The sequence below is a fragment of the Segatella buccae ATCC 33574 genome (assembly GCF_000184945.1).
Lineage (GTDB): Bacteria > Bacteroidota > Bacteroidia > Bacteroidales > Bacteroidaceae > Prevotella > Prevotella buccae.
The window spans coordinates 290978-317221 of the sequence record NZ_GL586311.1 but is presented as its reverse complement, the minus strand read 5'-3'; the positions used below and the strand labels follow the sequence as shown (position 1 = coordinate 317221).

Sequence of the window (26244 nt, the reverse complement as noted above, 5' to 3'; positions counted from 1 at the left end):
GACACGTAGACTGGCTTAAATGCCAAGTGCGACCCTATAAGACGGTTGGATATGCCGCTTATAGGGTCGCACTTTTGTTGGTATATGGGCGTCTTTTACTCCCTGATCTTGATTTCGCAGTTGTCGAGTGACTCGATGATGGCCAGTGACTCGCAGCGCACACCCTCCTTTTCTATTGCCTCCCTGCCGTGCTGGAAGGCTTTTTCGATGATGAATCCCATGCCCACCAGTTCGCATCCGGCCTGCCGGCAGAGGTCGATGATGCCTTTGGCGGCATTGCCGTAGGCAAGGAAGTCGTCTACAAACAGCACCTTGTCGTCCTTGGTCAGGTATTCCTTGCTGATCACCACATGATATTCACGCTGCTTGGTGAAAGAGAAAACGGTCGTAGAGAGCATGTTCTCCATCGTCGACGGCTTTTTCTTTTTGGCAAACACCACCGGCAGGTCGAGCAGGAACCCCATCATGATGGCCGGTGCAATGCCCGAAGCCTCCACGGTGATTATCTTATTGATTTCCGTCGAAGCGTATCGGCGTATCAGTTCCACGGAAATCTGCTTCATCAGATTGGGATCCATTTGATGGTTGATAAACTTGTCCACCTTGAGGATACCTCCCTCAAAGCATTTCCCTTCGCGCTTGATGCGTTCTATCAGTGCTCTCATATCTACAGTTGTTTTGCCTTATAATAATTCTGCAAAGTTACGATTTTTTTTGTGATGTAGCTGTTTTTCGGACCTGAAAAGATTGTGGAGTGCAGGGAGTAAGGTGGAAAGTCTATCGTGCCGGAACCGGATTTTGTACGAGAGACATCTGTAACTTGAAGGGAGTGAGGTCGGTGAAAACTTTAATAACCTTTACAAAAATACTTCCATGAAAATGCTTGAAATAGATTGGAAAATCCGTCTTTGAGCACCGAAATGCCACCTCAATTTTCCCATTTGGGCTCTTTGTTCATGCGAAAGGGCCACAGTTGGAAGCCAAAAGGGCCACAGTTAGGTTGCAACTGTGGCCCTTTGGCATACTGATTCGACCTCTTTTAAGTGCATTTTCGGGCCGGAATAAGTGTTCGGAAAATTCAAAAGATTGATAATCAGCGGTTTAAAAGTATCGCTCAAATTCGCGTATATTCGTCCAATCATCCGCTCTGCGAAAATACGGCAAACTGAGAGCCTGAAAAGTGACAAATGGTTTGACAAAACAGGTGGCTCTATCTTCTTCCGTCATCTATATACTCTTGTTATCACGAAGCGCGGGCGATATGTTAAATGTATAAGGTGCTGGCCGTTTTTGTAGACCCATGCAGTGACTTTTATTGATTTTTTTAGTAGCTTTGCAACGTAGCTTTAATAGAGATGAAAAAGACAAAAATGGGAAAGTCTGTGGGACAGACAGAGTTTTTTTATGATGTAAGAAGGTGGATGATGGCAGGCTTGCATGTACTGAGGTGCATGGCTTTGGCTGTGTGTTGCCTTGTCGGTAGTTCTGTCGTCGGGGCTTCTGCGCCCGATTATCGTGAACTCATAGCTGCGGGCGACAGTTGCATGGAGGTCTTTAACGTGTTCGAGGCCATGCGTTTCTACGGGCAGGCCCGGCAGTTGAATGACGATAACGCCGTGAAAATGCGGTTGGCCGACTGCTACTATCAGCGGGCCGACTACCGGCGATGCGCCGACCTGCTGAAGGTGGTGGGTGAGGATTCGCTCACCCACGATGCCTTCCGAGAGCTGTTCTACTGCTATTATTTCAGGAAAGACTATGCTTCGGCGACGTTTTGGGGCAGTCAGCTGGTGGGGCGCTTTCCGCTCGATGGACAGATGGTGGCCGAACTGGCGGCTGCCTGCAACATGGAAGACCAGCCCGATTTGGCCATCCGGTATGCCATGCCCTACTACCGGCGTGACTCCGCCAACTATCTCGTCAATCGCCAGTTGGCCTATGCCCATTTCTACAACCGCAACTATCTCGAGGCGGCCCGGCTTTACGATCGTCTCCTCTCCTTGGGCGACTCTGCCGCCAACACGCTCTATTTAGGCGGTATGTGCCATGAACAACTCGAAGACTATCCGCAAGCTCGCACGCTTTTTCTTGCTTCCGCCCGCCTTGCAGACTTCAAGCAGCCCACCATGCTCTATCATCTCGGTTCCACTTGTCATGCGCTCAAACGCTATGAGGAGGCCTACGACTATCTTGTCAAGGCCGAAAATCTGTTGAAGCCCGACAGTGCTGTGGTGCGCAATATCCGGCTGTTGCTTGCCGAAATGGACAAGCGGGACACGAAGTATAAGGACGCGGTCATCCACGCAATGGATTCCCTCTACCTCATCGGGCGTTATGCCGAGGCCAACAAAGCCTTTGCAAATCTCCCGGCCGGTGTCCGGCGGCAGTTGAACCAAGGGGAATGGTACAACGGGGCCTGCGTGGCGGCAAAGGCCGGTGATGGCAATGCCGCTTTTGCCCGGCTCCACCGTGTGTTGGAGAAGAACCCGGTGTGGCAGGGTGGATTGGAGGATAAAGACTTTGTTTCGCTCCATTCCGATGCTCGTTGGGCGGCGTTTGCCACCGAGGTGAATAAGCGCAAGGCCGCTGCCGAGCGGTTTTTCGACATCCCGCTGCGCAATCGCTTGTTGCGTATAGGCCGGGCCGACCAAGAGCCGCGTGCAGAGTGGCGGCAAGCCGTGGCCTCTGCGCCTGCCGACACGGCCCGCATCTCCCGCCTGCTCCACCAAATGGCCGTTGCCGATGCACAAAACGAGCGTGAGGTCTGTGCCATCTTGGACTCTTGTGGATGGGTGGGCAGAGGCCGGGTGGGCGATGCCTGCCGCGTGTTGTGGACTGTCATTCAGCATTCGTCGGTGGAGAATATGAAGAAATATTTCCCGCTCTTTGCCGTGGCTGCAGCCGGTGGCGATCTCGAGTTGGAGCATCTGGCATTGATGCAAGACCGCATTGATATGTTTGAAGGCCGGCCTCAACGCTATGGAACGCAAATCGAGCAACGTGCAGACGGCAAAGCGCACATCTACAAGTTGCTCGATAAGTCGTTGGTTGACACGTGGCGCCGCCAGATGGGGCTCTCCTCGCTCGCGCTCTATGCCGAGCGCATGAAGGCACTCGTGGATTAGCCTGCCGCGTGATGTGTCATTCCTGAAAGTCGTTTGTCAGGAGAGATACTGTCTCAGTACACCTCCCATGCGCTTCATTCCCTCCAGCAGCGTGGCCCGCGGGCAGGCAAGGTTGATGCGTAAATATCCCTCTCCGGCCCGGCGGCCATACATCGTGCCGCTGTTCACATATACCCGCCCTTCTTTCATCAGCTTTCCGTAGGCTTCATCGCTGGTGAGTCCGGTGGCCTTGATGTCCACCCAGGCAAGGTAAGTGCCTTCCAGCCTGGTGACCTCCAAACGGGGCAGCTCTTTGGCAATAAACTCTTTAAGGGCCAAATAGTTGCCCCAAATGTAGTGGTTGAGGCTGTCGAGCCACTCCTCACTTTCGTTGTAGGCGGCTTGTAGGGCTACCACGCCGAAAGGATTCACGTCGCACACCTCGTTGATGTTCACCGCCCGGTCTATGCGCCGGCGCATGGCCGGGTCGGCACAGATGATGTTGGCTATCTGTAGTCCGGCAATGTTGAAGGCCTTGGTGGGTGAGTTGAGCACCACGCTGTTGTCCCGGCAGGCATCGCTGATGGCTGCAAAGGGCGTGAAGCGGTGGCCCGGCATCACCAGTTCGCAGTGTATTTCGTCGCTGATGACCCTCACGCCATGCATCAGGCAGATGTCGTTCATGCGCTCCAGTTCCTCTTTAGTCCATACGCGCCCGGCCGGATTGTGAGGGTTGCAGAGCAAGAACACCGTCGTTTTCTCGTCAGCGCATTGGCGTTCGAAGTCCTCGAAGTCCACCTCGTAGCTGTCGCCACGACGCACGAGTTCGTTTTCGGCCACCTCGCAACCATTGTTTTTGATGCTTGAGAAGAAGCAGTTGTAGTCGGGTGTCTGTATGAGCACTTTCTCTCCCGGCAGCGTGAGGGCCTTGATGGCACACGACACGGCCGGCACCACGCCTGTGGTGTAGATGATCCACGAGCGGTCTATCTGCCAGTTGTGGCGGCGGGCAAACCAGTTGATGATAGCCTCATAGTAGCTGTCGGGCACCAGTGTGTAGCCGAACACGCCATGCTCCACCCGCTTTTTCAGCGCCTCAAGAATGGCGGGGGCTGCCTTGAAGTCCATGTCGGCCACCCACAGAGGTATCACATCCTCCTCTTTCACAATGTCCCACTTATAGGAATTTGTGCCGCGGCGGTTGATGACGGTATCAAAATCGAATGTAGACATACTATCTCCGTTGCTTTTTATTTTCGACAGAGTAACAGAATGACACGTTTTTTCTGTTTTCTTTGTTACGCTGTCTCTTTTATTTTATTTAGACATAGTAACAAAAATAACAAATTTTCTCTGTTCCCTTTGTTACTCTGTCTTAAAAAAATACGCTTACTTTGTCTTGCTTTCAATCACGCAGTCGTGACCTTTGGCAAACTTATCGTAGGTGATACGCTCCACTTTATCGGCCACGATACGGCCACCGATGGGATTCTTGATTTCGGTGATGCTGCCCTTGATGGTGGCATTGATGTTACGGCTGTCCTCGAAAGCGCGGTCGGAGGCAGCATCGAACGTGCAGTCTTCGAGGGTGATGCCGTCAAGATAGCACAACGGTTGTTCGCCGCTGATATGGCAGCGCACCAATTTCACATTCTTGCTGTGCCATGCGAGGTATTCGCCATCGAGTTCCGAGTCGTAGACTGTCACATTCTCACACTCCCAAAAACTGTCTTTGGTGGTGATTTTGGCGTTGTGTACCTCCACGTTCCGGCAATATTGGAACACGTATTTGGCATCGCTCACCAGTCCGTCCACGTAGATGTTCCGCGAGAACATGAAAGGATAGGTGCCTTCGTGCAGCTCCACGTTTTTCAGTTTGAGACCGTCCACTTTCCAGAACGTTTCGTCGGCATCGTTGATTTTCACGTTTTCGAGTTCCAGATTCTTCATCTCCCGGAAGAATTTCGGGCCGTCGATCACGCAGTCTTTCATCACCATGTCGTTGCTGTACCAGATGGCCGAGCGCGACTCGGGGGCGAAATAGCAGTTGGTGATGAGGCTTTTGTCAACGTGCCACCAAGGATATTTGCCGTAGAATTTGGAATTGTCGCATTCCAAATTCCGGCAACATTTGATGCCGGATTCGCCATCCACAATGGTGATGGCTTCGAGGCGCACATCGTGGGCGCCAAACAGAGGACGCTCGCCTCCATATTCCTTATTCTTAATTACTTCCATAATCTTTGATAATACCTATTTTATTAGTTTCGGGTTGGACAATCTTCACCGTCGGAAGCCGGCTGACTTAGCTTCCTTTGTGGTTGCAAAGGTACAAAAACCATGCCAAACGCGGTCTACCTGAATTACGGAAATGATAATAGTTTTTACGGATGGTGTGCGTCAGGAGTCTTCGCCTCTTTTCTTATCTTGATGTTCAGCGTCTGTTCAATGATGTTCAGCACGTGGTCAAGTTCTTCGGCGTCAAAGTCGCCCGACAGCCGTTTGGTGTGGTTGGTGCACGAGAGCGGTATGTCATAGTGGCGGGTGAGGTCGGCGAGCACTTCATCGATGGGTGTGTTGTCGAAATGGAAGCGGTGGGTAGCCCAGCTCACCCCATTGGGCGACTGGCGGTTGATGACAGGTATATGGCTGTTCTTGGTGAGCACGGCTCCCATGCCCGGGGTCAGGTATACCCCCTCGCCACTCCCCCGGGCGGCGAAAAGCACCCGCCCGCCGGTCACATACACCTCGGTGAGCATATCGCTTTCGGCCACTTGAAACTTCGTGCCCAACACCCGCACGTGGCCCATTCGGCTTCTCACGTTGAAAGGGTGTGCTTGGTTATGGTGCACCTCGAAATAGATTTTACCGCTCATCTCCACTTCCCGGCTGTTGTCGGGGGCGTAACTAAGGGTAGAGCCCGGCGAGAGGGTGACGCGTGTTCCGTCGGCAAGAGTGTAGACTGCCGTCTGTGCATCAGCGCGATAGACGGTGCGGCCGGCAAACAGTCTGCCTTCTGTGAGCAACACCACGACGAGCGGAATGATGATGGCTGCTGCCACAGCTACGCGGAAGAGTACTGTCCGCTGAGGCAGAAACCGGCGTTGGGGGCCATGGCCCGTTCGCCGGTGGAAGGCAGCAAGGGCTTTTCGAGTGTCGAGTCGCCCGCTTTGATAATGGCGTAACACAAAATCGAGGCTTTTATCTTTTCTTCGTTTCATGATAGATCGGGTTGTTGTTGTCGTTGTTTTGAGAGATATTCACCGAGTCGCTCTTGGCCACGGTGCAGGCCCCGAGCAGTCCCAGTCCGCCTCTGATATTGGTGGGTGTAGGCTTGATGTAGGAGAGTCCGGCCTTGGCCAGCTCATTGTTGGCCACATCGTTTATGTTGGTGACGAACCGGTAGAATTCGGGTGTGAGGCGGTAGAGCCGCACCTGATAGCTTTGTTTGCCATAGTGGCTGTAGTCCGTGGGCGTGTCAAGGTGCAGGGTGTAGGTTTTGCCATTGATGGTGGCATCGTCGAAAACGTAGAAGTTGTTGTAGGTCTCGTCCTCGAAACCGAAGTCTTTGTCCACCTCGCTGAGCCCCCGCAGCAACGGTTCCGACTTACGATTGATGCCCATATTGTCGGTTGCCGTGAAGCTGTCGCCATATCCGGGATAATCCCTTACCGTGGTTTTGGTGATACATACGCCGTAGAAGTCGTTGCTCCGGCCGTCGTCGGTGAAGGTGACGGCAAAGCGGTGGAAGTTGCGCACGCTTTGATAGTCATCGTCATAGAGCCGTATGTCGGTCATCCTCATGCTGTCGATGACGACCGTCGGTGGAATGACGGCTTCGGCGTGTGTGTTCTCCAGACCGTCGGCAGCCACTTCGAGCATGATACAGTCGCCCGCCTTTTGTGGTGCATAGACCATGTATTGGCCGTAGGCAGTGTGGCGGGCGGGATATTCGTGCCCGTTCACCCGATAGCTGATGCGGGCATCGGTGATTGCCTTGACATTGCCTCTTGACGGTACGGGCAGACTGCGGTAGACTGCAATCCGGGTGGAGTCGCCCGGAGCCGGCAGACAGTACACCGTGAGCCGGGCGGGTTCGAGCGTGTCGGCGATGTTGAGATTGTCCTTACAGGCTGTGAGCAGCAGGATGGGGAGGAGGAATAAAAGGTATGGATGTCTCATGTTTCAGAATTTAAACGTGTAACTGAACGACGGCACGATGGGAATGTAGGCATGGTTTTTAAGTCGTATGCACTTCTGTTCGGTGTCATAGTTGGCTGTCACCCAAAGTGAATTGAGGTGGCAATAGGCATTGTAGAGGCTCACGTTCCATATCCGTTCGTGCCCGCGGCGTGTGGTGTGGTGGAAGTCGCAACCTATGTCAAGCCGATGGTAGGCCGGCAACCGAAAGTTGTTGGGCTCCGTGTACAGTAGGGCTTCTCCTGCCATTGCCTCTCCCAGTGAAGGCAGAGCCGTGTAGTGGGTGGGCAGAGTCATGCGGTTGCCACTGTGGCAGGTCCATCCGGCGTATGCATAGATGCCTTTGCCCATTCGGTATTGGGCATTGATGCTGAGTTTGTGGCGGTTGTCGAACTTGTCGTAAAACCAGCGGTCGAGCAGTTGGCCGTAGTATCGTTTGTTCCACGAGAGCGTGTAGGCGAAATCCATTGTGAGACGAGCCCCCCGGTAGTGGGCGTCGAACTCGGTCCCGTAGAAGCGTCCCCGACCGTCCATCACATGTCGGTCCCACTCTTCGGCCGGTGGTTCGATGCCCGTCCAACTGCTGTATTGCAGCAAATGCCGCGACTCCTTGTAGTAACCTTCCAGCGAGAACGTCCAGCGGCGGACCGGTTGCGCATAGATGCCGGCAGCCAACTGCCACGAGCGCATGGGCCTGAGCCGCTCCGTGGTGGGCACCCAGTAGTCGGTGGGCAAGTCGAGTATCGAATTGCTTATCTTGTGTACGTTTTGCGTCATCATCGTGAACGACCCTTTCACCGACCATTGCCGCCCGACCTGATACTTCACAGCCATGCGCGGATCTGCACTCCGGAAGGCCTTGCGCCCGATGCCGAAGAGATTGGCGTTGACCCCGATGTTCACCGACAGGCGGTCGGTCGCGGTCATTTCGTCTTCCACGTAGAGGTTGATTTCGTGCGAGGTGTGGCGGTTGCTGCCTTTCGAGGAGAGGGTGTCGAGCGACGAGCCCACCCCGAAGGAGTTGAACATGCTCGAAGTCTGTGGGCGAAAGCGGTGCAGCGTATAGTCGTGTCCGAAGCTGATATGGTGGCGGGGGGTGGGACGGAAGTCGAAAGTGGCCCGATAGCCCACATCGCTGATGGTCGACCGGTAGCTGTGTTGCAGATGGTGGGAGTAGCCTTTGTTGCCGTCGTTGTGGTGGTAAGCCGACTCTTCCTGTGACTCATAGCGGGCGCGGTTGTGGGTGTAGACAGCTGTAAAGTTGGCAAACAACCGTGGCGAAAAGAGGTAGTTCCAGTTGAGGGCGGCATTGAAGTTGCCCCATTTGAAGCGTGTGAGATCGTTGTCCTCGGTGGAGATGCCGGCAGTCTCGTTGCTCCACTTGAAGTTCTCGGTCACCTTCAGCTTGTCTTCTCCCGAATAGAGACTCAGGTAGATGCGCGAACGGTCATTGAAAATGTGCGTCACCTTGGCGTTGAGGTCGTGGAAGAAGTAGTTCAGCGTGTATCGCTCGTCATCCTTGCCGTGGTTGACGAGCGCAAAGATAGGGCGGGTGAGCAGGTCTATCCACGACCGCCGCAGTCCGATGTTGTAGCTGGTGGTGCCCCGCTTGATGGGGCCTTCGAGATGCAGGCTGCCGTCGAGCAGCCCGATGCGGTAGCTGCCATGCGAGCGTTGCATGTCACCGTCGTTGGTTCGCACGTCCACCACACTCGACAGCCGGCCGCTGTAGCGGGCGGGAAAACCGCTCTTGTAGAAGTCGATGTTCTTCACCATGTCGGTGTTGAACGCCGAGAACAGTCCCATCGTGTGGTTGATCTGATAGAGCGGACTGCCGTCCATGAGAAAGAGGTTTTCATCGTTGTCGCCTCCGTGTACATACATGCCGCTCATCAGTTCCATGCCCTCGCATACGCCCGATGTGCGTTGCAGCGTCTTCACCACGTCGGGCGACGAGAGCAGGGCATAGCCCGTGTTAAGCTCCCGGGCCGTGAGCGAGTGCTTGCCCGTCTGTGTGGTGAGCAGGGGCGAGTTGAGGTCGCCCGTCACCACCACCTCCGCCAGCCGGGCGTTGGGCGTGAGTCTCACGTCGCGGTGGATGTTGCCCTCCAGCGTGAGTTCCTCCTCGTGGTCTTCAAAACCGATGTAGGAGAAGCGCAGACGGTGGGGACCTTCAGGCAGGGTGAGCGAGAAGAAGCCATATTCGTTGGTCGTGGTGCCTGCGCCGTCGGTGCGGTCGTAGACAGTGGCGTTGATGAGCGTTTCGCCTGCGCTGTCTCTCACGTAGCCGCTCACCGTGTGTCGCCGTCTTGTGACGGCTTTCGGTTCGGGAGGGGCGGCTTTCTCTTTCAGCATCACGTAGTTTCCCTCGCGCCTGTATTCGATGCCGGTGCCGTCAAAAAGGGTCTGCAAGGCCTGCTCCACCGTCATCCGGTCGATGCGTGGCCCACGGTAGGGGCGGTTCACGTTGAGCCGGGCATCGTAGACGAAGTTCAGCCCCCGTTCCCGGTGCAGCCACTCCATTTGCTGCTTCACCGTGGGGGCCGACTTGCCCGTTGCCGCCGTGGCCCACAGTGCCGGGAGCAGCATGAGGAGCGCAAGGAGGATATATCGCAGTGCGGCTTTCATGTCTCGATGCGATTAGAAGGCCCAACCGAAGCTGACATAGGGAGCCACCCACCAGTTGACTTTCTTGCTGTCGTTGTTTTTCCACGACGGGGCGGCAGCGTCTACATAGTACCTTTGCGTGATGTTGAAGCCGGGCGTGAGGCCTGCTCTGAACATGAATCCTCGTTTGGAGATGTGACGGTAGCCGATGTTGGCAAACACGAAGTTGCCCACTTTGTTGATGGTCTTCTGCCCCAGATAGTCTATGGTGTATCCGTTGAGGTTGTACCCGCTCTCGGTGGATAGTTCGGTGTAGTGGAAGGCATACTGCGGTTCGTGCATGTTGACCCAAAAGATGTTCACGCCCAAGCCCAGTTCCAGTTTGGAGCGGTTGCGCCCCACGAGATATTTGGCTTCGAGCGGGATGCCGTAAAAGCGTGTCGACGAACCGGAGTAGATGTCCGATGCCCGCTGATAGCCGAAACCGAGTCCGGCACGGAAGGCGATGGGCAGGTCTTTCAGCTTCAGGTCGTAGCTCATGCCCACACCGTTCGAGGCCCCTCCTATTTCGAGGTAGACACTGTTTCGGCGTTCCTGTCCGCCCGTCTGTTCCTGTGCTTGTAGACTCTGAAAAGCCGGCAGTCCTGCCAGCAAAAGCCATAGAAGATGTTTTCTCATTGTTTACTCTTTTTATTTTGGTATTTATCTCTATGACGGGAAAAAGCAAAATCCCCCTATTCCGATGCAGATGTTTTTTCATTGGCAATCAAAATAGGGGCGAAAACTCCATAGCCATGCCCCTATATAATTAAGGTGAAAGAGCCTCCCACCGTGTGCTCTTTCACGCAGAGGCGTAGAGGTGGGGAGGTTTACAGATACTCTCCAAATCAGCGTGACCAAAGACGCGGAGGGCATATACTCACAAGCAAGCATAAAGCGCTGCCCCTACAAGCAGAACAAGTGCGCCCATGCCACGACAGGCAATCCATTAACACCTAACACCTATCACCTAACACCCATTCCCCCGCCCCTCCTCAAAAAGTCAACACTTTTCACATCCCATTTGCATTTCCCCCTTTTCCGTAGTATCTTTGCACCAGCAAAGGGAACGCCATCGCGTTCCCTTTTTTTGATTACCAGTCCACCAATGGCTTTTCACCCTTGCTATGGCGAGGTCATTCGGCCCAAATGGCTTTGCAAAAGAGCCCGAACGAGCTTCCAACTGTGCTTCTTTTGCATCGTCGTTTGGGCTTAGTGAGAATATTGATGGGTCGAAAGAGGCAAATAAGACAAGTGAAATCGGCCGACATGATAGGCGCGAGAAAGATCCATGTAAGCCTTTTTCTAAAGTTTTAATAGTTCGTGCTATAGTCTTTTTCTGACCCTTCTACAGGATGGTGGTAGCCAAAGAGGCAAAAACAAAAAGTAGTCATGAACATCTCTATAAATGGTGTAGTCGAATTTTTAAAAACAAGTATTCCTGTCTTAAAAAAGATAGGGGATAATCTTTGCCGTCTTATATATTTTAACTATCTTTGCATTGTTTTTCTTGAGGAACACAAAACTGTATGGAGAACAGAAGAAGCGTTATGTTTATTTGTGTGTTTGAGAACCCGAGAAGCTTTTAAAATAGCACAAAGATCGATTGGATAGCTCACGCATAGAGAGCCATTGCAGTATTGGTGCTAAATAGTTTTTTGATCCTTTAATTCAGAAGTGGACATAGTCAGTTCCACGCTTCCGTATAATAAACTTTTTTAAAGCCGAGAGGAATTGGATAGGCAAATGGATAAAATTATGAAGATAAGAGAATTTAAGACATTTATGTTTGCTGGCTTGGTAGCTGCAATGCTTTCTTCTTGCTACAGTGCGACAACTTGTGTGGGGACAATGAGAGCTGATGCTCCTGCTGTAAAGGTGAATTCGGTAAAGAATCATCATTTTATTTATGGCCTTGTCAATGCTGGAAATACAAAGATTGAAGACACCAAGTACATTGGAGAACACAAAAATTATAAGGTGAAGAAAAGTACGACTTTTGTGGATGGACTTCTTGAAGCCATAACTTTCGGTATCTATTCTCCTACCACAACTACGTATTATTTACCTGTGGACGAGATTTCCAGATAGGCCAAAGTGACAATGTTATAATGGGCGAATGCTGTAAAGCTTATTCTTGCAGCATTCGTTTATTCCCTTCACGCCATCCACGACAGGCAGTAGAAGATGTCTTTTTCCTTTCCCCGAAGGGTTTTCAAAGCCTTTGAGATATGATGTTCCACGGTCTTTTCGGAAATGCCGAGGCCCTGAGCTATCTCCTGATACTTCATGTTGTCGCGCTTGCTCATGAGAAAGACTTGCCGGCATTTGTCGGGCAGGCTGTCGATGGCAGCCCAGAGCTTGGCCTCGTGGAACGAACGGTCGGCGGCCTCCTCGTCGCTGATGTGCCCTTCAAGGTCGGTGGGAGAGAGGTCGGTAATGAAAGGATTCTCCTTGCGCAGGCGGTCCAGACAGGCGTTACGCACCATGGTGTAAAGATAGGATTTCGGGTTGTCGAGTTGCTTTCCGGCCTTCGTGTGTTCCAACAGACCGACAAAACAGTCGCCCACGATGTCTTCAGCCGCGTCGATGTCTTGCAGATAGTGGACGGCATAGAGGCACAAGGGACGGTAAAAACCTTTGAAAAGCAAATCGATGTTGAGCATCGTTTGAGGATTGAAAGAAAAAGGGGGCAGGCGAGAAAAGCCTGCCCCCAAATGTTATTTGGGTAATCAGTGGATTACAAGTTGGGATTCATTTCCTTCCACTGGTTCACGGGAGGAACAATGCCGAGACCGACAATCTCGTCGCGCATTTTGCAGAGGTGCTCGTAGGAGGCCTTCAGGGAAGCGAGTTCGTCGGCTGTGCCCTTCGGTTCAACGAAATGAACACCGGTGGCATCAATGGTGGTAGGCATGGCCATCATCACGTTCTTGAAGCCGAGTTTGTCATCGTTGACATAGCAGCCTGCGGGAAGGGTGAACTTCTCACCGCCCATAGCGGCCTCGATCATCTTCACGGCATTGTAGGCAGGGCTCTGGAAAGAGCTGCGGCCACGGAGCTTGATGATGTTGGAGCCGCCCTGCACGGTGTGGTGCTTGATTTCTTCCCAACGCTCGTTGGAGAGCCCCATCTCGGAGAGGGGCTTGCCGTCGACTTTCACCTGAGAAGCGAATACGGCCATCTGCTCACCATGTCCACCGTAGGTGTGGGCACCGGTCACCTTGTCTTGCTGCACGCCGAACTCGAGTGCGAGTGCCTGCTGCAGGCGGGTGGAGTCGAGAGCGGCAAGAGAAGTCAGCTGATTGGGCTTCAGGCCGGAGTGGATGAGGGCTGTGAGGGCCGTCACATCGGCGGGATTGAAGATCACCACCACATGCTCCACTTCGGGGCAGTACTTCTTGATGTTGTCACCAAACTCGGCGGCAATCTTACAGTTGCCTTTCAGCAGGTCTTCACGGGTCATGCCTTCCTTGCGGGGAGCGCCACCGGAAGAAATGATATACTTGGCACCGGTGAAAGCCTCTTTGGCATCAACGGTGTAGGTGACATTGGCACCGGGGAAGGCGCACTGCTGAATCTCGTCGAAGACACCGTGTACTCCCGGCTCGAAAATGTCGTAAAGGCAAATGTTGGGAGTGAGACCGAGCATGAGGGCGCTCTGCACCATGTTGGAACCAATCATACCGCCGGCACCGACGATGACCAGTTTTTCATTAGTTAAAAATTCCATAACTACAATATCTGTTTAAATGTTCTAAAAAGTCCCTTTACTTATTGGTTATGAGGAAGAAACTATTGTCTTTCCATTTCGGGGTGAGCGGGGGGAGACTTCCTTCCCCTCGCGCTTGCAAATTTAATAAAAAAGCATGTAAGTCTTGCATTTTATTCGTTTTTAATTTGTGATTAAATCTTAAAACAATTATCTTTGTAATGTCGATTTTACAAAACGGTTTATGAAAGAGGATATTGAAAAAAGATTGACTTCGTTGCGCGACGTGATGCGCCGTGAACGGCTGGCCGCTTTTATCTTTCCGAGCACGGATGCGCACCAAAGCGAATATGTGCCCGACCATTGGAAAGGGCGCGAGTGGATATCGGGTTTCAACGGCTCGGCCGGTACGGCTGTGGTGACGATGGAGGCTGCCGCACTGTGGACGGATTCGCGCTACTTTCTGGCTGCCGAAAAGCAGTTGGAAGGGACAGAGTTCCAACTGATGAAGTTGCGCGTGGCCGGGACACCGACCATTGCACAGTGGTTGGGCGGACAGCTGGCCGACTCCGACTCAAAGGAAGTGGGCATCGATGGCAAAGTGGTCTCGGTGGCTTATGCGCGACAGCTTGTTGATGAATTGCGGGGAGAGGGGGGACTTACGCTCCGTACCAATTTCGATCCGTTGGCTGCGGTGTGGACGGACCGGCCGTCACTTCCCTATAATAATAAGGTGGAGATACAGCCCGTAGAATTGGCCGGTGAGTCTGCCGAAAAGAAACTCGCGCTCATCCGCAAGGCTTTGCGCGGTCTCCATACCGACGGTATGCTCATGTCGGCACTTGATGATGTCGCATGGACACTCAACCTGCGTGGAAGGGATGTGCATTGCAATCCCGTTTTTCTGAGTTATCTGCTCATAGCTCCCGAACGGGCTACGCTTTTCATAGACCGACGTAAACTTACCCCGGAAGTAGAGCGTTATCTCTCGTCGGTGGGAGTTGGAGTGGAAGAATATGCCGCTGTGGGCAAGGGGTTGAAAGATTATTTCTCCTATAATATCCTCATGGATCCCAAGGAGACGGGAGAGGTGATGCCCGGATATGTTGACAAGCACGTGAAAGTGGTTTATGCCGACTCGCCCGTTCCGGCCATGAAGGCTGTCAAAACCGATGCAGAGATAAAAGGTTTCAAGGCTGCCATGTTGCGCGACGGAGTGGCTATGGTGAAATTTCTGCGTTGGTTGCAGCCTGCCGTTGAGGCCGGCGGACAAACGGAGATGAGCGTGGACCGCAAGTTGACGGAATTGCGGGCTGAACAGAAACGTTTTCGCGACATTTCCTTTGATACTATAGCCGGCTATGGGCCGCATGGGGCCATCGTCCACTATGAGGCTTCGCCCGAGACCGATGTGGAGCTCCGGCCGGAAGGCTTTTTGTTGCTTGACTCGGGAGCGCAGTACCAAGATGGCACGACCGACATCACACGCACCATCCCGCTTGGTCCGCTCACAGATGAACAGTGTCGTATCTACACCCTCGTACTGAAAGGGCATATCAGACTGGCTATGGCTAAGTTCCCCGACGGGGCTTGTGGTACACAGCTCGACGCACTGGCTCGCGAGCCGATGTGGCGTGAGGGGCTGAACTATCTTCACGGTACAGGACACGGTGTAGGCTCTTATCTCAATGTGCATGAAGGCCCCCATCAAATACGTATGGAGTATATGCCCGCCCCGCTCAGAGCCGGTATGACAGTCACCGACGAACCGGGTCTCTATCTGCAAGGAAAGTTTGGTGTGCGCATAGAAAATACCATGCTTGTCACACACTACACGAAAGGCGAATTTGGAGATTTCTTGCAGTTGGCCCCCCTTACACTTTGTCCCATTGCCACGACACCGATCGTGCTTTCCATGATGACGCAGGAGGAGTTGGACTGGCTGAATGACTATCATCGCATGGTGTACGACCGTCTGTCCCCCCTTCTTGATGAGAACGAGCGGCAATGGCTGGCAGATGCGACGGCAGCGGTGTGAAGGAAGTGGAAGTTTGTTGGGCGGAAATCATCCTAAAATCATCCTGAAAGGCTCTGGCGGAATAAAAAAGATGGTGGAAATCTTGGCCGTTTGCCAAATAAAATGTAACTTTGCAGCCGCAAATTGTGGTGTCATACCGCGAACGCTATGTGTAACATTTAATATTTAAAATCAAAAAGCATGATTATTGTACCAGTTAAGGACGGTGAGAACATCGAGAGAGCTCTCAAAAAGTTCAAGAGAAAATTCGAAAAGACAGGTGTTGTTAAGGAGCTTCGTGCCCGTCAGCAGTATGACAAGCCTTCTGTTTTGAAAAGACTCAAGATGGAACACGCCGTTTACGTACAGAAACTCCGTGCAAGCGAGGAGTAAAAAAGTCTTTGAAAATTTGGTAGTTTGAATTAAATTCCGTATATTCGTTGCCGATAAGATACACAATTGTTGGCAGTGTTTATGATGATAGAGAAGTTTTTGAACTACTTGAAGTTTGAGCTCAATCGCTCTGAACGGACAGTAAAAAGCTATGGAGAAGACTTGAGAGCCTTCGAAGAGTTTTTCAAAAATTTGGACGGTCATCCCTCTTGGGAGTCGGTAGACTCTGATATTATCCGTGACTGGATGGAGAGTATGATGGATAAAGGAAACAATGCTACATCAATCAATAGGAGATTGAGCGCGTTGCGTTCCTTTTATCGTTTTGCCCTTGCCAGAGAACTGGTCGTGAAGGATCCGGCCCATGATGTGGTCGGCCCGAAGAAAAAGAAGCCGTTGCCGCAATTCTTGAAGGAAAATGAAATCAATGCGCTTCTTGATTCCGATATGTGGGAAGACACCTATGATGATATGCGTGCGCGTACCATTGTAATGACTTTCTATGAGACGGGAATGCGGTTATCGGAATTGACCGGCCTGCGAGACGCAGATGTCGATTTCGTGAATCACGAACTGAAGGTTACGGGAAAGAGAAACAAACAGCGGATTATTCCTTTTGGTGCAGAATTGGCACAGACTCTCGCCGACTATAAGAGTCTTCGTGACGCTACGGAGAGGGGAAACTGCGGGAAGTTTTTTCTGACAGATAAAGGCTTGGCCATGCAAAATGCACAGGTAAGGGAAATCGTGAAGAAACATCTGTCAAGGGTTTGCACGCTCAAAAAGCGTACGCCGCATGTACTGAGACATACCTTTGCCACAGCAATGCTCAACCATGAGGCTGGATTGGAAAGTTTGAAACGGCTGTTGGGGCATGCGCGGCTCTCTACAACGGAGATTTACACGCACACCACTTTCGAACAGCTGAAGCGAGTATATACCAATGCCCATCCAAGGGCTTAACCCTTAAAAACAGGAGGTTACTATGGAAGTTAAAATTCAGTCGATTCATTTCGACGCTACCGAAAAGTTGTTGGCATTCATCGAAAAGAAGGTTGCCAAGTTGGAGAAGTCTTACGAAGATATTCAGAAAGTAGAGGTGCAATTAAAGGTTGTCAAGCCTGCCACCGCATTAAATAAAGAGACCAGTATCACGGTTACAGCCCCGGGGAATACCCTGTTCGTGGAGAAGACTTGCGACACGTTTGAAGAAGGGGTTGACCAGTGTGTGGACTCGATGAAGGTGCAGCTGACCAAGTTCAAGGAAAAAATAAGAAACCGCTAAAAAAAACTAAGGAAAAGTTTTGGCGATTCGGAAAATAGTCGTATCTTTGCAGCCGTTTTACAACACGTCCGGAATGCGATGCCTAACGGCTGCAAGGATTTGCCTCTTTAGCTCAGTTGGCCAGAGCACGTGATTTGTAATCTCGGGGTCGTTGGTTCGAATCCGACAAGAGGCTCAAGGATTTTTTTAGACCTTGGGACTTTCTACAAAGTAAGGATGATGTTGGTTCAGGGGTGGTTTCCAGAGCGGCCAAATGGGGCAGACTGTAAATCTGCTGTCTTTCGACTTCGGTGGTTCGAATCCATCACCACCCACCTCTAATAGTTCAACGCGGAAATAGCTCAGTTGATAGAGCACTAGCCTTCCAAGCTGGGGGTCGCGGGTTTGAGCCCCGTTTTCCGCTCTAAGTTTTGCTGTAATAGCTCAGTGGTAGAGCACTTCCTTGGTAAGGAAGAGGTCCTGAGTTCAACTCTCAGTTACAGCTCTGCCGTCGTCCGGTTTTGTTAAGATGGACTGATAGGAAAAACAAGATTTAATTAGAAATTCATTTATATAAATAAACAAAGTAAAGCTATGGCTAAAGAGACATTCCAGCGTACCAAGCCGCATGTTAACATTGGTACTATTGGTCACGTAGACCACGGTAAGACAACTTTGACTGCTGCCATTTCTAAGGTTCTCTCTGAGAAGGGTTATGGTAATCAGGAAATCAAGTCTTTCGATCAGATCGACAACGCTCCTGAGGAGAAAGAGCGTGGTATTACCATCAACTCCGCTCACATTGAATATGAAACTGCCAACCGTCACTACGCTCACGTAGACTGCCCGGGACACGCTGACTATGTGAAGAACATGGTTACCGGTGCTGCTCAGATGGACGGTGCTATTCTCGTTGTAGCTGCTACCGATGGTCCGATGCCTCAGACACGTGAGCACGTTTTGCTCGCTCGTCAGGTGAATGTTCCTCGCTTGGTGGTGTTCTTGAACAAGTGCGATATGGTTGAGGATGAAGAAATGCTCGAACTCGTTGAAATGGAAGTTCGTGAAATCCTCGAACAGTACGACTTTGAAGAAGATACTCCTATCATCCGTGGTTCTGCCCTTGGTGCTTTGAATGGCGTTGATAAGTGGGTGGAGAAAGTTGTTGAGCTGATGGATACGGTTGACAACTGGATTCAGGAGCCTGAGCGTGAAATCGACAAGCCTTTCTTGATGCCTGTTGAGGATGTGTTCTCTATCACTGGTCGTGGTACTGTTGCTACCGGTCGTATTGAGACTGGTCGTGTTAAGGTAGGCGATGAAGTTGAACTCCTCGGTCTTGGTGAAGACAAGAAGTCGGTTGTTACCGGTGTTGAGATGTTCCGTAAGATTCTTGACGAAGGTGAGGCTGGCGATAACGTAGGTCTGCTCCTCCGTGGTATTGACAAGAATGAGATTAAGCGTGGTATGGTGCTCTGCCATCCGGGCCAGGTTAAGCCTCACAAGAAGTTCAAGGCTTCTATCTATGTACTGAAGAAAGAGGAGGGCGGTCGTCATACTCCGTTCGGTAACAAGTATCGTCCTCAGTTCTATCTCCGCACTATGGACTGCACCGGTGAAATCACTCTTCCCGAAGGTGTTGAGATGGTGATGCCTGGTGATAACGTAGAGATCACTGTAGATTTGATCTACGCTGTAGCTCTGAACGTTGGTCTGCGTTTCGCTATCCGCGAAGGTGGCCGTACGGTGGGTTCTGGTCAGATCACTGAGATTCTTGACGATTAATTCAAAGGTGTCGGTTATCCGATAAACCTTAAGAAAATACATAGAAGTTCCCGCTACTGCGGTTGCGGGAACTTTCCTACGGGTTTAGCTCAGTCGGTAGAGCACTGGTCTCCAAAACCAGGTGTCGGGGGTTCGAGCCCTCCAACCCGTGCAAAATAAAGATAGTATGAATAAGATAGTAAATTATTGCAAGGCTTGTTATGACGAGCTTGCTCATAAGACTACTTGGCCGACACTACCCGAACTTACTCACAGTGCAGTGGTTGTATTATCTGCTTCCCTGATCATTGCCGTTGTGGTGTTCTTGATGGATTCTGTGTTTGGCTGGATAATGGGTAATGTTTATCCAGGTTAATTCGTAATACGGAAATGGCAGAAACTACAAATCAATGGTATGTGCTGAAGGCCGTTAGCGGAAAAGAAGCTAAGGTGAAAGAATACATCGAGGCTGAGATGAAGCACAATGAATTACTTGCATCACATGTTTCCCAGATATTGATTCCTATGGAGAAGCATGCGTCTTTGCGTAATGGTAAGCGTGTTATCAAGGAGAAAGTTTCCCTTCCTGGCTATCTTTTTGTGGAAGCAAATCTTAAGGGAGGTGATATTGCCTCTATGCTGAGATTCGTACCCAATGTGTTGGGGTTTCTTGGCGGTTTGGACAATCCGTCGCCCGTCCCCCAGTCGGAAATCAACCGTATGCTTGGGACAGCCGAAGATACGGAGCTTGAGGAAAATCTGGATATTCCATTTGTTGTGGATGAGACAGTAAAAGTGACCGATGGTCCGTTTAGTGGCTTCAGTGGCGTGATTGAAGAGGTCAATGCAGAAAAGCATAAATTGAAAGTGATGGTCAAGATATTCGGGCGTAAGACGCCTTTGGAACTTGGCTATATGCAAGTGGAAAAAGAAGGATAAGTTCATATTGTTACGGTGGGCTTATCCGATGGCTTTGGAGAAGCTTCCATTCTTCAAGCTGATATATTAAATCAATAAATTATTAACAAAGAAATGGCTAAAGAAGTTGCTGGATTAATCAAATTACAGATTAAAGGTGGCGCTGCGAATCCTTCTCCTCCAGTAGGACCTGCACTTGGTTCTAAGGGTATCAATATCATGGGATTCTGCAAGGAATTCAATGCCCGCACCCAGGATAAGGCAGGTAAAGTTTTACCGGTCGTTATCACATACTACACCGACAAGTCATTCGATTTCGTTATCAAGACTCCTCCTGCAGCAGTACAGTTGAAAGAGGCAGCCAAGGTAAAGAGTGGTTCAGGTCAGCCTAATCGTCAGAAAGTGGGTAGCGTAACTTGGGAACAGGTTCGCGCCATAGCTGAAGACAAGATGAACGACCTCAACTGCTTTACTGTGGAATCAGCCATGAGACTTGTTGCCGGTACAGCTCGAAGCATGGGTATCACTGTAAAGGGGGACTTCCCTGATAAATAAACAATAAACTTCAATTTAAAAAATGAGTAAACTGACAAAAAATCAAAAATCAGTAGCTGAGAAGGTTGAAGCAGGGAAGGCCTATACATTGAAAGAAGCCGCAGAGCTGGTAAAGGAGATTACGACTACTAAGTTCGATGCTTCGGTAGATATCGATGTACGTCTCGGTGTTGACCCGCGTAAAGCTAATCAGATGGTGCGTGGTGTTGTATCACTTCCTAACGGAACCGGTAAGGTGACACGCGTGCTCGCTCTCTGTACACCCGATCAGGAAGAAGCTGCCAAGGCAGCCGGTGCTGATTATGTTGGTCTTGATGAGTATATTGAGAAGATCAAGGGTGGATGGACTGATATTGATGTTATCATCACCATGCCTTCTTGTATGGGTAAGGTGGGCCCCCTCGGCCGTGTTCTCGGCCCCCGTGGCTTGATGCCTAACCCCAAGAGTGGTACGGTTACCATGGACGTTGCTAAGGCTGTTCAGGAGGTAAAGCAGGGTAAGATTGACTTTAAGGTTGACAAGGCAGGTATTATCCATACATCAATCGGTAAGATCAATATGTCTGCCGATCAAATTTATGGTAATGCAAAGGAATTCATTGCAACTGTCATTAAGCTGAAGCCTGCTGCTGCTAAAGGTACATATCTGAAGAGTATCTTTATTTCAAGCACTATGAGTAAGGGTATCAAGATTGATCCGAAATCAGTTGAATAACTCTAAAAGTTTTGTAAAATGAAAAAAGAAGTAAAAGATACGATCATTTCAGAACTTGGCCGGAAGATATCCGAATATCCTCATTTCTATCTGGTTGACATTACCGGATTGAATGCGGAGGCTACGAGTAATCTTCGTCGCAAGTGCTTCAAGAAGGAAATCAAGATGGTTGTTGTGAAGAATACGCTTCTTCACAAGGCTTTCGAGGCTTCTGACGTAGATTTCGAACCTTTGTACGATTGTCTGGTGGGGAGTACGGCAGTGATGTTTTCCAACATTGCCAACGACCCTGCAAAGTTGCTGAATGAATACAAAAAGGAAGGTATTCCTTCACTCAAGGCTGCATACGCTGAGGAAAGCTTCTATGTGGGAGCCGACAAACTCGATGAGCTTGCAGCACTCAAGAGCAAGAACGAAGTTATTGCAGAGATTGTTGCTTTGCTGCAGTCTCCGACCAAGAACGTTGTTTCTGCTCTCCAGTCAGGCGCGAACACTATCCATGGTGTGCTGAAGACATTAGGCGAGCGTGCTGAATAAACCTATAATGTCACATCAAACAAAAGTATAAATAAAATTAAATTTAGAATAAAAATGGCAGACGTAAAAGCTATTGCAGAAGAATTAGTAAATCTTACTGTTAAGGAAGTTAATGAGTTGGCAACAGTCCTGAAGGACGAGTATGGTATTGAGCCTGCTGCTGCAGCTGTTGCTGTAGCTGCCGGTCCTGCTGCTGGCGGTGCAGCCGCTGCTGAGGAGAAGTCTTCTTTCGACGTTGTTCTCGCTGAGGTTGGTGCAACAAAGCTTCAGGTTGTGAAGGCTGTTAAGGAAGCTTGCGGTCTCGGCTTGAAGGAAGCTAAGGATCTCGTAGACGGTGCTCCTTCTACCATTAAGGAAGGCGTTGCCAAGGACGAGGCTGAAAACCTGAAGAAGGTGATCGAAGAAGCCGGTGCCAAGGTAGAGCTGAAGTAAGCTGATTCATTAGTGAAAAAGATTGGTGAGCGGGTGAACTATTCACTCTTCAGCGATCTTTTTCGCTGCTCTTGAAGAATATGGTTAGGATTTGCCCAGTCGGTGAGTCCTAACCTTTTTGTGTCTTTCATATCAATTAGAACAACAACACCGTTTAATTTCTTCTAATGTCAAAAGTTGTAGATAACAGAGTAAATTTTGCCAGCGTGCATAATCCGTATCCGTATCCGGATTTTCTCGATGTGCAGTTAAAGTCCTTTAAAGACTTCTTGCAGTTGGATACTCCACCTGAAGAACGCAAGAATGACGGATTGTATAAGGTGTTCGCAGAGAACTTCCCTATCACCGATACGCGTAATAATTTCGTTCTTGAGTTCCTGGATTACTATATCGATCCACCGCGTTATACCATTGATGAGTGTCTTGAGCGCGGGCTGACGTATAGCGTACCCTTGAAGGCTAAGATGAAGCTGTATTGTACGGATCCGGATCATGAGGATTTTGGCACATTCATTCAAGATGTGTTCTTGGGCACGATACCTTACATGACTTCGAACGGCACATTCGTTATCAATGGAGCCGAGCGCGTTGTCGTAGCCCAGTTGCACCGTTCGCCGGGTGTATTCTTCGGTCAGGGTGTCCATGCCAACGGTACTGTTCTCTATTCTGCACGCATCATCCCGTTTAAGGGAAGTTGGATAGAGTTTGCTACTGACATCAACAACGTGATGTACGCCTACATCGATCGTAAGAAGAAATTGCCCGTGACCACATTGCTTCGTGCCATCGGGTATGAGAACGATAAGGACATTCTTCAAATTTTTGACCTTGCGGAGGAAGTGAAGGTCAACAAAAAGAACATGAAAGCTGCCATCGGGCGCAAGTTGGCAGCCCGTGTGTTGAAGAGCTGGAATGAGGATTTTGTGGATGAAGATACCGGCGAGGTTGTTTCCATTGAGCGTAACGAGGTGATTATGGAGCGTGAGACCGAGCTCACGGAGGATAATATCGAAGAAATCCTTGAGAGCGGAACGTCCACAGTTCTTATTCATAAGGATGAGGAGGGAGCCAACCGCTTCTCCATCATTTTCAATACATTGGCAAAAGATCCCAGTAACTCCGAAAAGGAAGCTGTGAACTATATTTATCGCCAGTTGCGTAATGCTGATCCTGCTGATGATGCCAGTGCACGCGAGGTGTTCCAAAATCTGTTTTTCTCGGACAAGCGTTATGACTTGGGAGAAGTGGGACGCTATCGCATCAACAAGAAATTGGGACTCGATACCGATATGGATGTTCGTGTCTTGACCAAAGATGACATTATTGAGATTATCAAATATCTGATTCAGCTGATTAACTCCAATGCTACTGTAGATGATATCGACCATTTGAGTAATCGTCGTGTCCGCACGGTAGGCGAACAGCTGGCCAATCAGTTCTCCATCGGTCTGGCCCGTATGAGTCGTACTATTCGTGAACGTATGAACGTTCGTGACAACGAGGTGTTTACACCAACTGATCTGATCAATGCCAAGACCATTTCGAGTGTAATCAATTCGTTCTTTGGTACCAACCCGTTGAGCCAGTTCATGGATCAGACCAATCCGCTTGCAGAGGTCACCCACAAGCGTCGCCTCTCAGCTCTTGGCCCCGGTGGTCTTTCACGTGAGCGTGCCGGTTTTGAGGTGCGTGACGTACATTACACCCACTATGGTCGTTTGTGTCCTATCGAGAGTCCGGAAGGCCCTAACATCGGTCTGATTTCCTCGCTTTGCGTGTATGCGACCATTAACGAACTTGGCTTCATTGAGACTCCTTACCGCAAGGTCGTGGACGGCAAGGTGGATCTTGACAACGATCATGTTGTTTATATTACAGCCGAGGAAGAAGAAAATCACATTATCGGTCAGGGTAATGCTCCTTTGAACGAAGACGGCTCGTTTATCCGTGATGTCGTTAAGTGTCGTCAAGATGCTGATTTCCCAGTGGTTCCGCCTGCCGAAGTGGACATGATGGATGTTGCCCCCCAGCAGATTGCTTCAGTCTCTGCCGGTCTGATTCCTTTCTTGGAGCATGACGATGGTCACCGCGCACTGATGGGATGTAACATGATGCGCCAGGCCGTTCCTTTGCTTCACAACGACGCCCCCATCGTAGGCACCGGTTTGGAGAAGCAGGTATGTGAGGACTCTCGTACGATGATTACGGCTGAAGGCGATGGCGTTATCGAGTATGTTGATGCCACTACTATCCGCATTCTTTATGACCGTTCTGAAGATGAGGAGTTTGTTAGTTTTGAACCGGCATTGAAAGAATATCGTATTCCGAAGTTCCGGCGCACCAACCAAAATATGACCATCGACCTCCGACCTATCTGTAGCAAGGGAGAACGGGTGAAGGCTGGTGATATCCTTACCGAAGGTTATGCCACGGAGAATGGAGAGATTGCTTTGGGTCGGAATCTTCTGGTTGCTTATATTCCTTGGAAAGGATATAACTATGAGGATGCCGTTGTCATTTCTGAACGCATCGTACGCGATGATGTGTTGACTTCTGTCCATGTAGACGAATATTCTCTTGATGTCCGTGAGACAAAACGCGGTGTGGAAGAATTCACAAGCGACATTCCTAATGTCAGCGAGGAAGCTACAAAGGATTTGGACGACAATGGTATTATCCGTGTCGGTGCCCGTGTCGAGCCCGGAGACATTATGATCGGTAAGATTTCGCCGAAGGGTGAGAGCGATCCTTCTCCGGAAGAAAAACTGCTTCGTGCCATCTTCGGTGACAAGGCCGGTGATGTGAAGGATTCTTCACTGAAAGCCAACCCGTCGTTGAGCGGTGTCGTAATAGACAAGAAGCTTTTCTCCCGCGCCATCAAAAACCGGGAGTCCAAAAAACAGGATAAGATTATCCTTGCCAAGATTGATGAGGAGTATGAGGCCAAGAACAACGACCTGAAGGATATTCTCGTTGACAAGCTGTTGACCCTGACAGAGGGGATGGTTTCTGAAGGTGTGAAAGACTATACCGGTGCAGAAATCATCACTAAGGGTTCCAAGTTTACGACTGCTGCGTTGAAGAATCTTGAATATGATGGCATTCAGTCTAATGATTGGACGAAGGATGCTCATGCCAATGGCCTGATTCAGAAGCTCATCATGAATTATATCCGCAAGTACAAGCAGCTTGATGCTGAAATGAAGCGTCGCAAGTTCGCCATTACCATTGGCGACGAGCTGCCTTCCGGTATTCTTCAGATGGCTAAGGTCTATATAGCCAAAAAGCGTAAGATTCAGGTGGGTGATAAACTTGCCGGTCGTCACGGTAACAAGGGTATCGTGTCGAAGGTGGTGCGCATGGAAGACATGCCGTTCCTTGAGGACGGTCGTCCCGTTGACTTGGTGTTGAACCCGATGGGTGTGCCTTCTCGTATGAACCTTGGTCAGATATTTGAGGCTATTCTTGGTGCTGCCGGAAAGAAATTGGGAGTGAAGTTTGCCACACCAATTTTCGACGGTGCCAAACTTGCCGACCTTCAGGAGTGGACAGACAAGGCCGGACTTCCCCGCCTGTGCTCCACCCATCTTTATGATGGTGAGACCGGTGAGCAGTTCGACCAGCCTGCAACGGTGGGTATCACTTACTTCTTGAAGCTTGGCCACATGGTGGAAGACAAGATGCACGCCCGTTCCATTGGCCCGTACAGCTTGATCACTCAACAGCCCCTCGGTGGTAAAGCCCAGTTTGGTGGTCAGCGTTTCGGTGAGATGGAGGTTTGGGCTCTTGAGGCCTTTGGCGCCAGCCATGTACTTCAGGAAATCCTTACCATCAAGAGTGACGATGTGGTCGGCCGCAGCAAGGCTTACGAAGCTATCGTCAAGGGCGACACCATGCCTACTCCGGGCATTCCTGAGTCTCTCAATGTGTTGCTTCACGAACTTCGCGGTCTCGGCTTGAGCATCAAACTCGATTAATTCAGAACTC

23 protein-coding genes and 5 tRNA genes are annotated in these 26244 nt (G+C 50.5%); 19 read left to right on the top strand and 9 right to left on the bottom strand.

Going from position 1 to position 26244, the window contains the following annotated elements:
* Positions 1–95: 95 nt before the first annotated feature.
* Positions 96–665 (bottom strand): xanthine phosphoribosyltransferase, encoded by a 570-nt coding sequence (gene xpt, locus HMPREF6485_RS01360; protein WP_004344154.1) that lies wholly within the window; start codon positions 663–665, stop codon positions 96–98.
* A gap of 690 nt (positions 666–1355) precedes the next feature.
* Here xpt and HMPREF6485_RS01355 point away from each other — a divergent pair.
* A complete protein-coding gene (locus HMPREF6485_RS01355; RefSeq protein ID WP_004344153.1) occupies positions 1356–3125 on the top strand; it encodes a DUF6624 domain-containing protein in 1770 nt (589 codons plus the stop codon).
* 36 nt (positions 3126–3161) lie between these two features.
* On the opposite strand, the gene HMPREF6485_RS01350 is transcribed toward HMPREF6485_RS01355, so the two are convergent.
* The 6 genes from HMPREF6485_RS01350 to HMPREF6485_RS01325 form a co-directional block, all read right to left on the bottom strand.
* Complete coding sequence (locus HMPREF6485_RS01350; protein WP_004344152.1) at positions 3162–4337, bottom strand: MalY/PatB family protein; 1176 nt, start codon at positions 4335–4337, stop codon at positions 3162–3164.
* Between the two features lie 156 nt (positions 4338–4493).
* On the bottom strand, positions 4494–5342 hold the full coding sequence (locus tag HMPREF6485_RS01345; RefSeq protein WP_004344151.1) for a DUF3737 family protein: 849 nt from the start codon (positions 5340–5342) through the stop codon (positions 4494–4496).
* Positions 5343–5488: 146 nt separating this feature from the next.
* Positions 5489–6325: a FecR family protein gene (locus tag HMPREF6485_RS01340; protein ID WP_004344150.1), complete on the bottom strand. Its 837-nt coding sequence runs from the start codon at positions 6323–6325 to the stop codon at positions 5489–5491.
* A complete protein-coding gene (locus HMPREF6485_RS01335) occupies positions 6306–7286 on the bottom strand; it encodes a DUF4249 domain-containing protein (RefSeq protein ID WP_004344149.1) in 981 nt (326 codons plus the stop codon). The genes HMPREF6485_RS01340 and HMPREF6485_RS01335 overlap by 20 nt, the downstream gene beginning before the upstream one ends.
* 3 nt (positions 7287–7289) lie before the next feature.
* On the bottom strand, positions 7290–9932 hold the full coding sequence (locus HMPREF6485_RS01330; protein WP_004344148.1) for a TonB-dependent receptor: 2643 nt from the start codon (positions 9930–9932) through the stop codon (positions 7290–7292).
* 12 nt (positions 9933–9944) lie between these two features.
* On the bottom strand, positions 9945–10589 hold the full coding sequence (locus tag HMPREF6485_RS01325; protein WP_004344147.1) for a hypothetical protein: 645 nt from the start codon (positions 10587–10589) through the stop codon (positions 9945–9947).
* 1119 nt (positions 10590–11708) lie between these two features.
* On the opposite strand from HMPREF6485_RS01325, the gene HMPREF6485_RS01320 reads away from it, so the two are divergent.
* The gene (locus tag HMPREF6485_RS01320) at positions 11709–12041 is read left to right on the top strand and encodes a Bor family protein (RefSeq protein ID WP_248622183.1); all 333 of its coding nucleotides are present in this window, start codon (positions 11709–11711) and stop codon (positions 12039–12041) included.
* Between the two features lie 68 nt (positions 12042–12109).
* Here the strand turns inward: HMPREF6485_RS01320 and HMPREF6485_RS01315 are convergent, their stop codons facing one another.
* Together HMPREF6485_RS01315 and HMPREF6485_RS01310 are read right to left on the bottom strand one after the other, a co-directional pair.
* Positions 12110–12616, bottom strand: a complete 507-nt coding sequence (locus HMPREF6485_RS01315; RefSeq protein ID WP_004344143.1) for an RNA polymerase sigma-70 factor — start codon at positions 12614–12616, stop codon at positions 12110–12112.
* A gap of 74 nt (positions 12617–12690) precedes the next feature.
* Positions 12691–13683: a malate dehydrogenase gene (locus HMPREF6485_RS01310; protein WP_004342460.1), complete on the bottom strand. Its 993-nt coding sequence runs from the start codon at positions 13681–13683 to the stop codon at positions 12691–12693.
* Between the two features lie 223 nt (positions 13684–13906).
* Here HMPREF6485_RS01310 and HMPREF6485_RS01305 point away from each other — a divergent pair, with 223 nt between their 5' ends.
* The 17 genes from HMPREF6485_RS01305 to rpoB all read left to right on the top strand — a co-directional run bounded on the left by HMPREF6485_RS01305 (position 13907) and on the right by rpoB (position 26234).
* Positions 13907–15700 carry an aminopeptidase P family protein gene (locus HMPREF6485_RS01305; protein ID WP_004344142.1) on the top strand — a complete coding sequence of 598 codons (1794 nt, stop codon included), beginning with the start codon at positions 13907–13909 and terminating at the stop codon, positions 15698–15700.
* Positions 15701–15880: 180 nt separating this feature from the next.
* Entirely contained in the window at positions 15881–16072 is a 192-nt protein-coding gene (gene rpsU, locus HMPREF6485_RS01300; RefSeq protein WP_004342457.1) for a 30S ribosomal protein S21, read from the top strand.
* Positions 16073–16153: 81 nt separating this feature from the next.
* Entirely contained in the window at positions 16154–17035 is an 882-nt protein-coding gene (locus HMPREF6485_RS01295; protein ID WP_004344140.1) for a tyrosine-type recombinase/integrase, read from the top strand.
* 22 nt (positions 17036–17057) lie between these two features.
* The gene (hpf, locus tag HMPREF6485_RS01290) at positions 17058–17357 is read left to right on the top strand and encodes a ribosome hibernation-promoting factor, HPF/YfiA family (protein WP_004344139.1); all 300 of its coding nucleotides are present in this window, start codon (positions 17058–17060) and stop codon (positions 17355–17357) included.
* A 101-nt stretch (positions 17358–17458) separates the two neighbouring features.
* Positions 17459–17532: transfer RNA gene (locus HMPREF6485_RS01285), tRNA-Thr, on the top strand.
* A gap of 56 nt (positions 17533–17588) precedes the next feature.
* A tRNA-Tyr gene (locus tag HMPREF6485_RS01280) sits at positions 17589–17671 on the top strand.
* Positions 17672–17687: 16 nt separating this feature from the next.
* A tRNA-Gly gene (locus tag HMPREF6485_RS01275) sits at positions 17688–17760 on the top strand.
* 9 nt (positions 17761–17769) lie between these two features.
* Positions 17770–17841 (top strand) — tRNA-Thr (locus tag HMPREF6485_RS01270).
* A gap of 89 nt (positions 17842–17930) precedes the next feature.
* Positions 17931–19121, top strand: coding sequence for an elongation factor Tu (gene tuf / locus HMPREF6485_RS01265; protein ID WP_004342455.1), 1191 nt, complete (start codon positions 17931–17933; stop codon positions 19119–19121).
* 78 nt (positions 19122–19199) lie between these two features.
* Positions 19200–19272 (top strand) — tRNA-Trp (locus HMPREF6485_RS01260).
* Between the two features lie 15 nt (positions 19273–19287).
* The gene (secE, locus tag HMPREF6485_RS13250) at positions 19288–19476 is read left to right on the top strand and encodes a preprotein translocase subunit SecE (protein ID WP_004342454.1); all 189 of its coding nucleotides are present in this window, start codon (positions 19288–19290) and stop codon (positions 19474–19476) included.
* A gap of 14 nt (positions 19477–19490) precedes the next feature.
* Positions 19491–20039, top strand: a complete 549-nt coding sequence (gene nusG, locus HMPREF6485_RS01255) for a transcription termination/antitermination protein NusG (RefSeq protein ID WP_004342453.1) — start codon at positions 19491–19493, stop codon at positions 20037–20039.
* Between the two features lie 93 nt (positions 20040–20132).
* Positions 20133–20573 (top strand): 50S ribosomal protein L11, encoded by a 441-nt coding sequence (gene rplK / locus HMPREF6485_RS01250; protein WP_004342452.1) that lies wholly within the window; start codon positions 20133–20135, stop codon positions 20571–20573.
* A 22-nt stretch (positions 20574–20595) separates the two neighbouring features.
* Positions 20596–21288, top strand: coding sequence for a 50S ribosomal protein L1 (rplA, locus tag HMPREF6485_RS01245; protein WP_004342451.1), 693 nt, complete (start codon positions 20596–20598; stop codon positions 21286–21288).
* Positions 21289–21306: 18 nt separating this feature from the next.
* Positions 21307–21825, top strand: a complete 519-nt coding sequence (rplJ, locus tag HMPREF6485_RS01240; protein WP_004342450.1) for a 50S ribosomal protein L10 — start codon at positions 21307–21309, stop codon at positions 21823–21825.
* Between the two features lie 54 nt (positions 21826–21879).
* Positions 21880–22257: a 50S ribosomal protein L7/L12 gene (gene rplL / locus HMPREF6485_RS01235; protein ID WP_004342449.1), complete on the top strand. Its 378-nt coding sequence runs from the start codon at positions 21880–21882 to the stop codon at positions 22255–22257.
* Positions 22258–22424: 167 nt separating this feature from the next.
* Positions 22425–26234, top strand: coding sequence for a DNA-directed RNA polymerase subunit beta (gene rpoB, locus HMPREF6485_RS01230; protein WP_004342448.1), 3810 nt, complete (start codon positions 22425–22427; stop codon positions 26232–26234).
* Positions 26235–26244: the final 10 nt, after the last annotated feature.

Bases quoted from the DNA above. Each gene is read 5' to 3' on its own strand.
- HMPREF6485_RS01295 (WP_004344140.1), top strand. From the start codon at position 16,154: ATGATGATAGAGAAGTTTTTGAACTACTTGAAGTTTGAGCTCAATCGC.
- rplA (WP_004342451.1), top strand. From the start codon at position 20,596: ATGAGTAAACTGACAAAAAATCAAAAATCAGTAGCTGAGAAGGTTGAA.
- rplJ (WP_004342450.1), top strand. From the start codon at position 21,307: ATGAAAAAAGAAGTAAAAGATACGATCATTTCAGAACTTGGCCGGAAG.
- HMPREF6485_RS01325 (WP_004344147.1), bottom strand. From the start codon at position 10,589: ATGAGAAAACATCTTCTATGGCTTTTGCTGGCAGGACTGCCGGCTTTT.
- xpt (WP_004344154.1), bottom strand. From the start codon at position 665: ATGAGAGCACTGATAGAACGCATCAAGCGCGAAGGGAAATGCTTTGAG.
- hpf (WP_004344139.1), top strand. From the start codon at position 17,058: ATGGAAGTTAAAATTCAGTCGATTCATTTCGACGCTACCGAAAAGTTG.
- HMPREF6485_RS01310 (WP_004342460.1), bottom strand. From the start codon at position 13,683: ATGGAATTTTTAACTAATGAAAAACTGGTCATCGTCGGTGCCGGCGGT.
- secE (WP_004342454.1), top strand. From the start codon at position 19,288: ATGAATAAGATAGTAAATTATTGCAAGGCTTGTTATGACGAGCTTGCT.
- rplL (WP_004342449.1), top strand. From the start codon at position 21,880: ATGGCAGACGTAAAAGCTATTGCAGAAGAATTAGTAAATCTTACTGTT.
- HMPREF6485_RS01315 (WP_004344143.1), bottom strand. From the start codon at position 12,616: ATGCTCAACATCGATTTGCTTTTCAAAGGTTTTTACCGTCCCTTGTGC.
- HMPREF6485_RS01350 (WP_004344152.1), bottom strand. From the start codon at position 4,337: ATGTCTACATTCGATTTTGATACCGTCATCAACCGCCGCGGCACAAAT.
- rplK (WP_004342452.1), top strand. From the start codon at position 20,133: ATGGCTAAAGAAGTTGCTGGATTAATCAAATTACAGATTAAAGGTGGC.
- rpoB (WP_004342448.1), top strand. From the start codon at position 22,425: ATGTCAAAAGTTGTAGATAACAGAGTAAATTTTGCCAGCGTGCATAAT.
- HMPREF6485_RS01355 (WP_004344153.1), top strand. From the start codon at position 1,356: ATGAAAAAGACAAAAATGGGAAAGTCTGTGGGACAGACAGAGTTTTTT.
- HMPREF6485_RS01335 (WP_004344149.1), bottom strand. From the start codon at position 7,286: ATGAGACATCCATACCTTTTATTCCTCCTCCCCATCCTGCTGCTCACA.
- HMPREF6485_RS01345 (WP_004344151.1), bottom strand. From the start codon at position 5,342: ATGGAAGTAATTAAGAATAAGGAATATGGAGGCGAGCGTCCTCTGTTT.
- HMPREF6485_RS01320 (WP_248622183.1), top strand. From the start codon at position 11,709: ATGAAGATAAGAGAATTTAAGACATTTATGTTTGCTGGCTTGGTAGCT.
- rpsU (WP_004342457.1), top strand. From the start codon at position 15,881: ATGATTATTGTACCAGTTAAGGACGGTGAGAACATCGAGAGAGCTCTC.
- nusG (WP_004342453.1), top strand. From the start codon at position 19,491: ATGGCAGAAACTACAAATCAATGGTATGTGCTGAAGGCCGTTAGCGGA.
- tuf (WP_004342455.1), top strand. From the start codon at position 17,931: ATGGCTAAAGAGACATTCCAGCGTACCAAGCCGCATGTTAACATTGGT.
- HMPREF6485_RS01305 (WP_004344142.1), top strand. From the start codon at position 13,907: ATGAAAGAGGATATTGAAAAAAGATTGACTTCGTTGCGCGACGTGATG.
- HMPREF6485_RS01340 (WP_004344150.1), bottom strand. From the start codon at position 6,325: ATGAAACGAAGAAAAGATAAAAGCCTCGATTTTGTGTTACGCCATTAT.
- HMPREF6485_RS01330 (WP_004344148.1), bottom strand. From the start codon at position 9,932: ATGAAAGCCGCACTGCGATATATCCTCCTTGCGCTCCTCATGCTGCTC.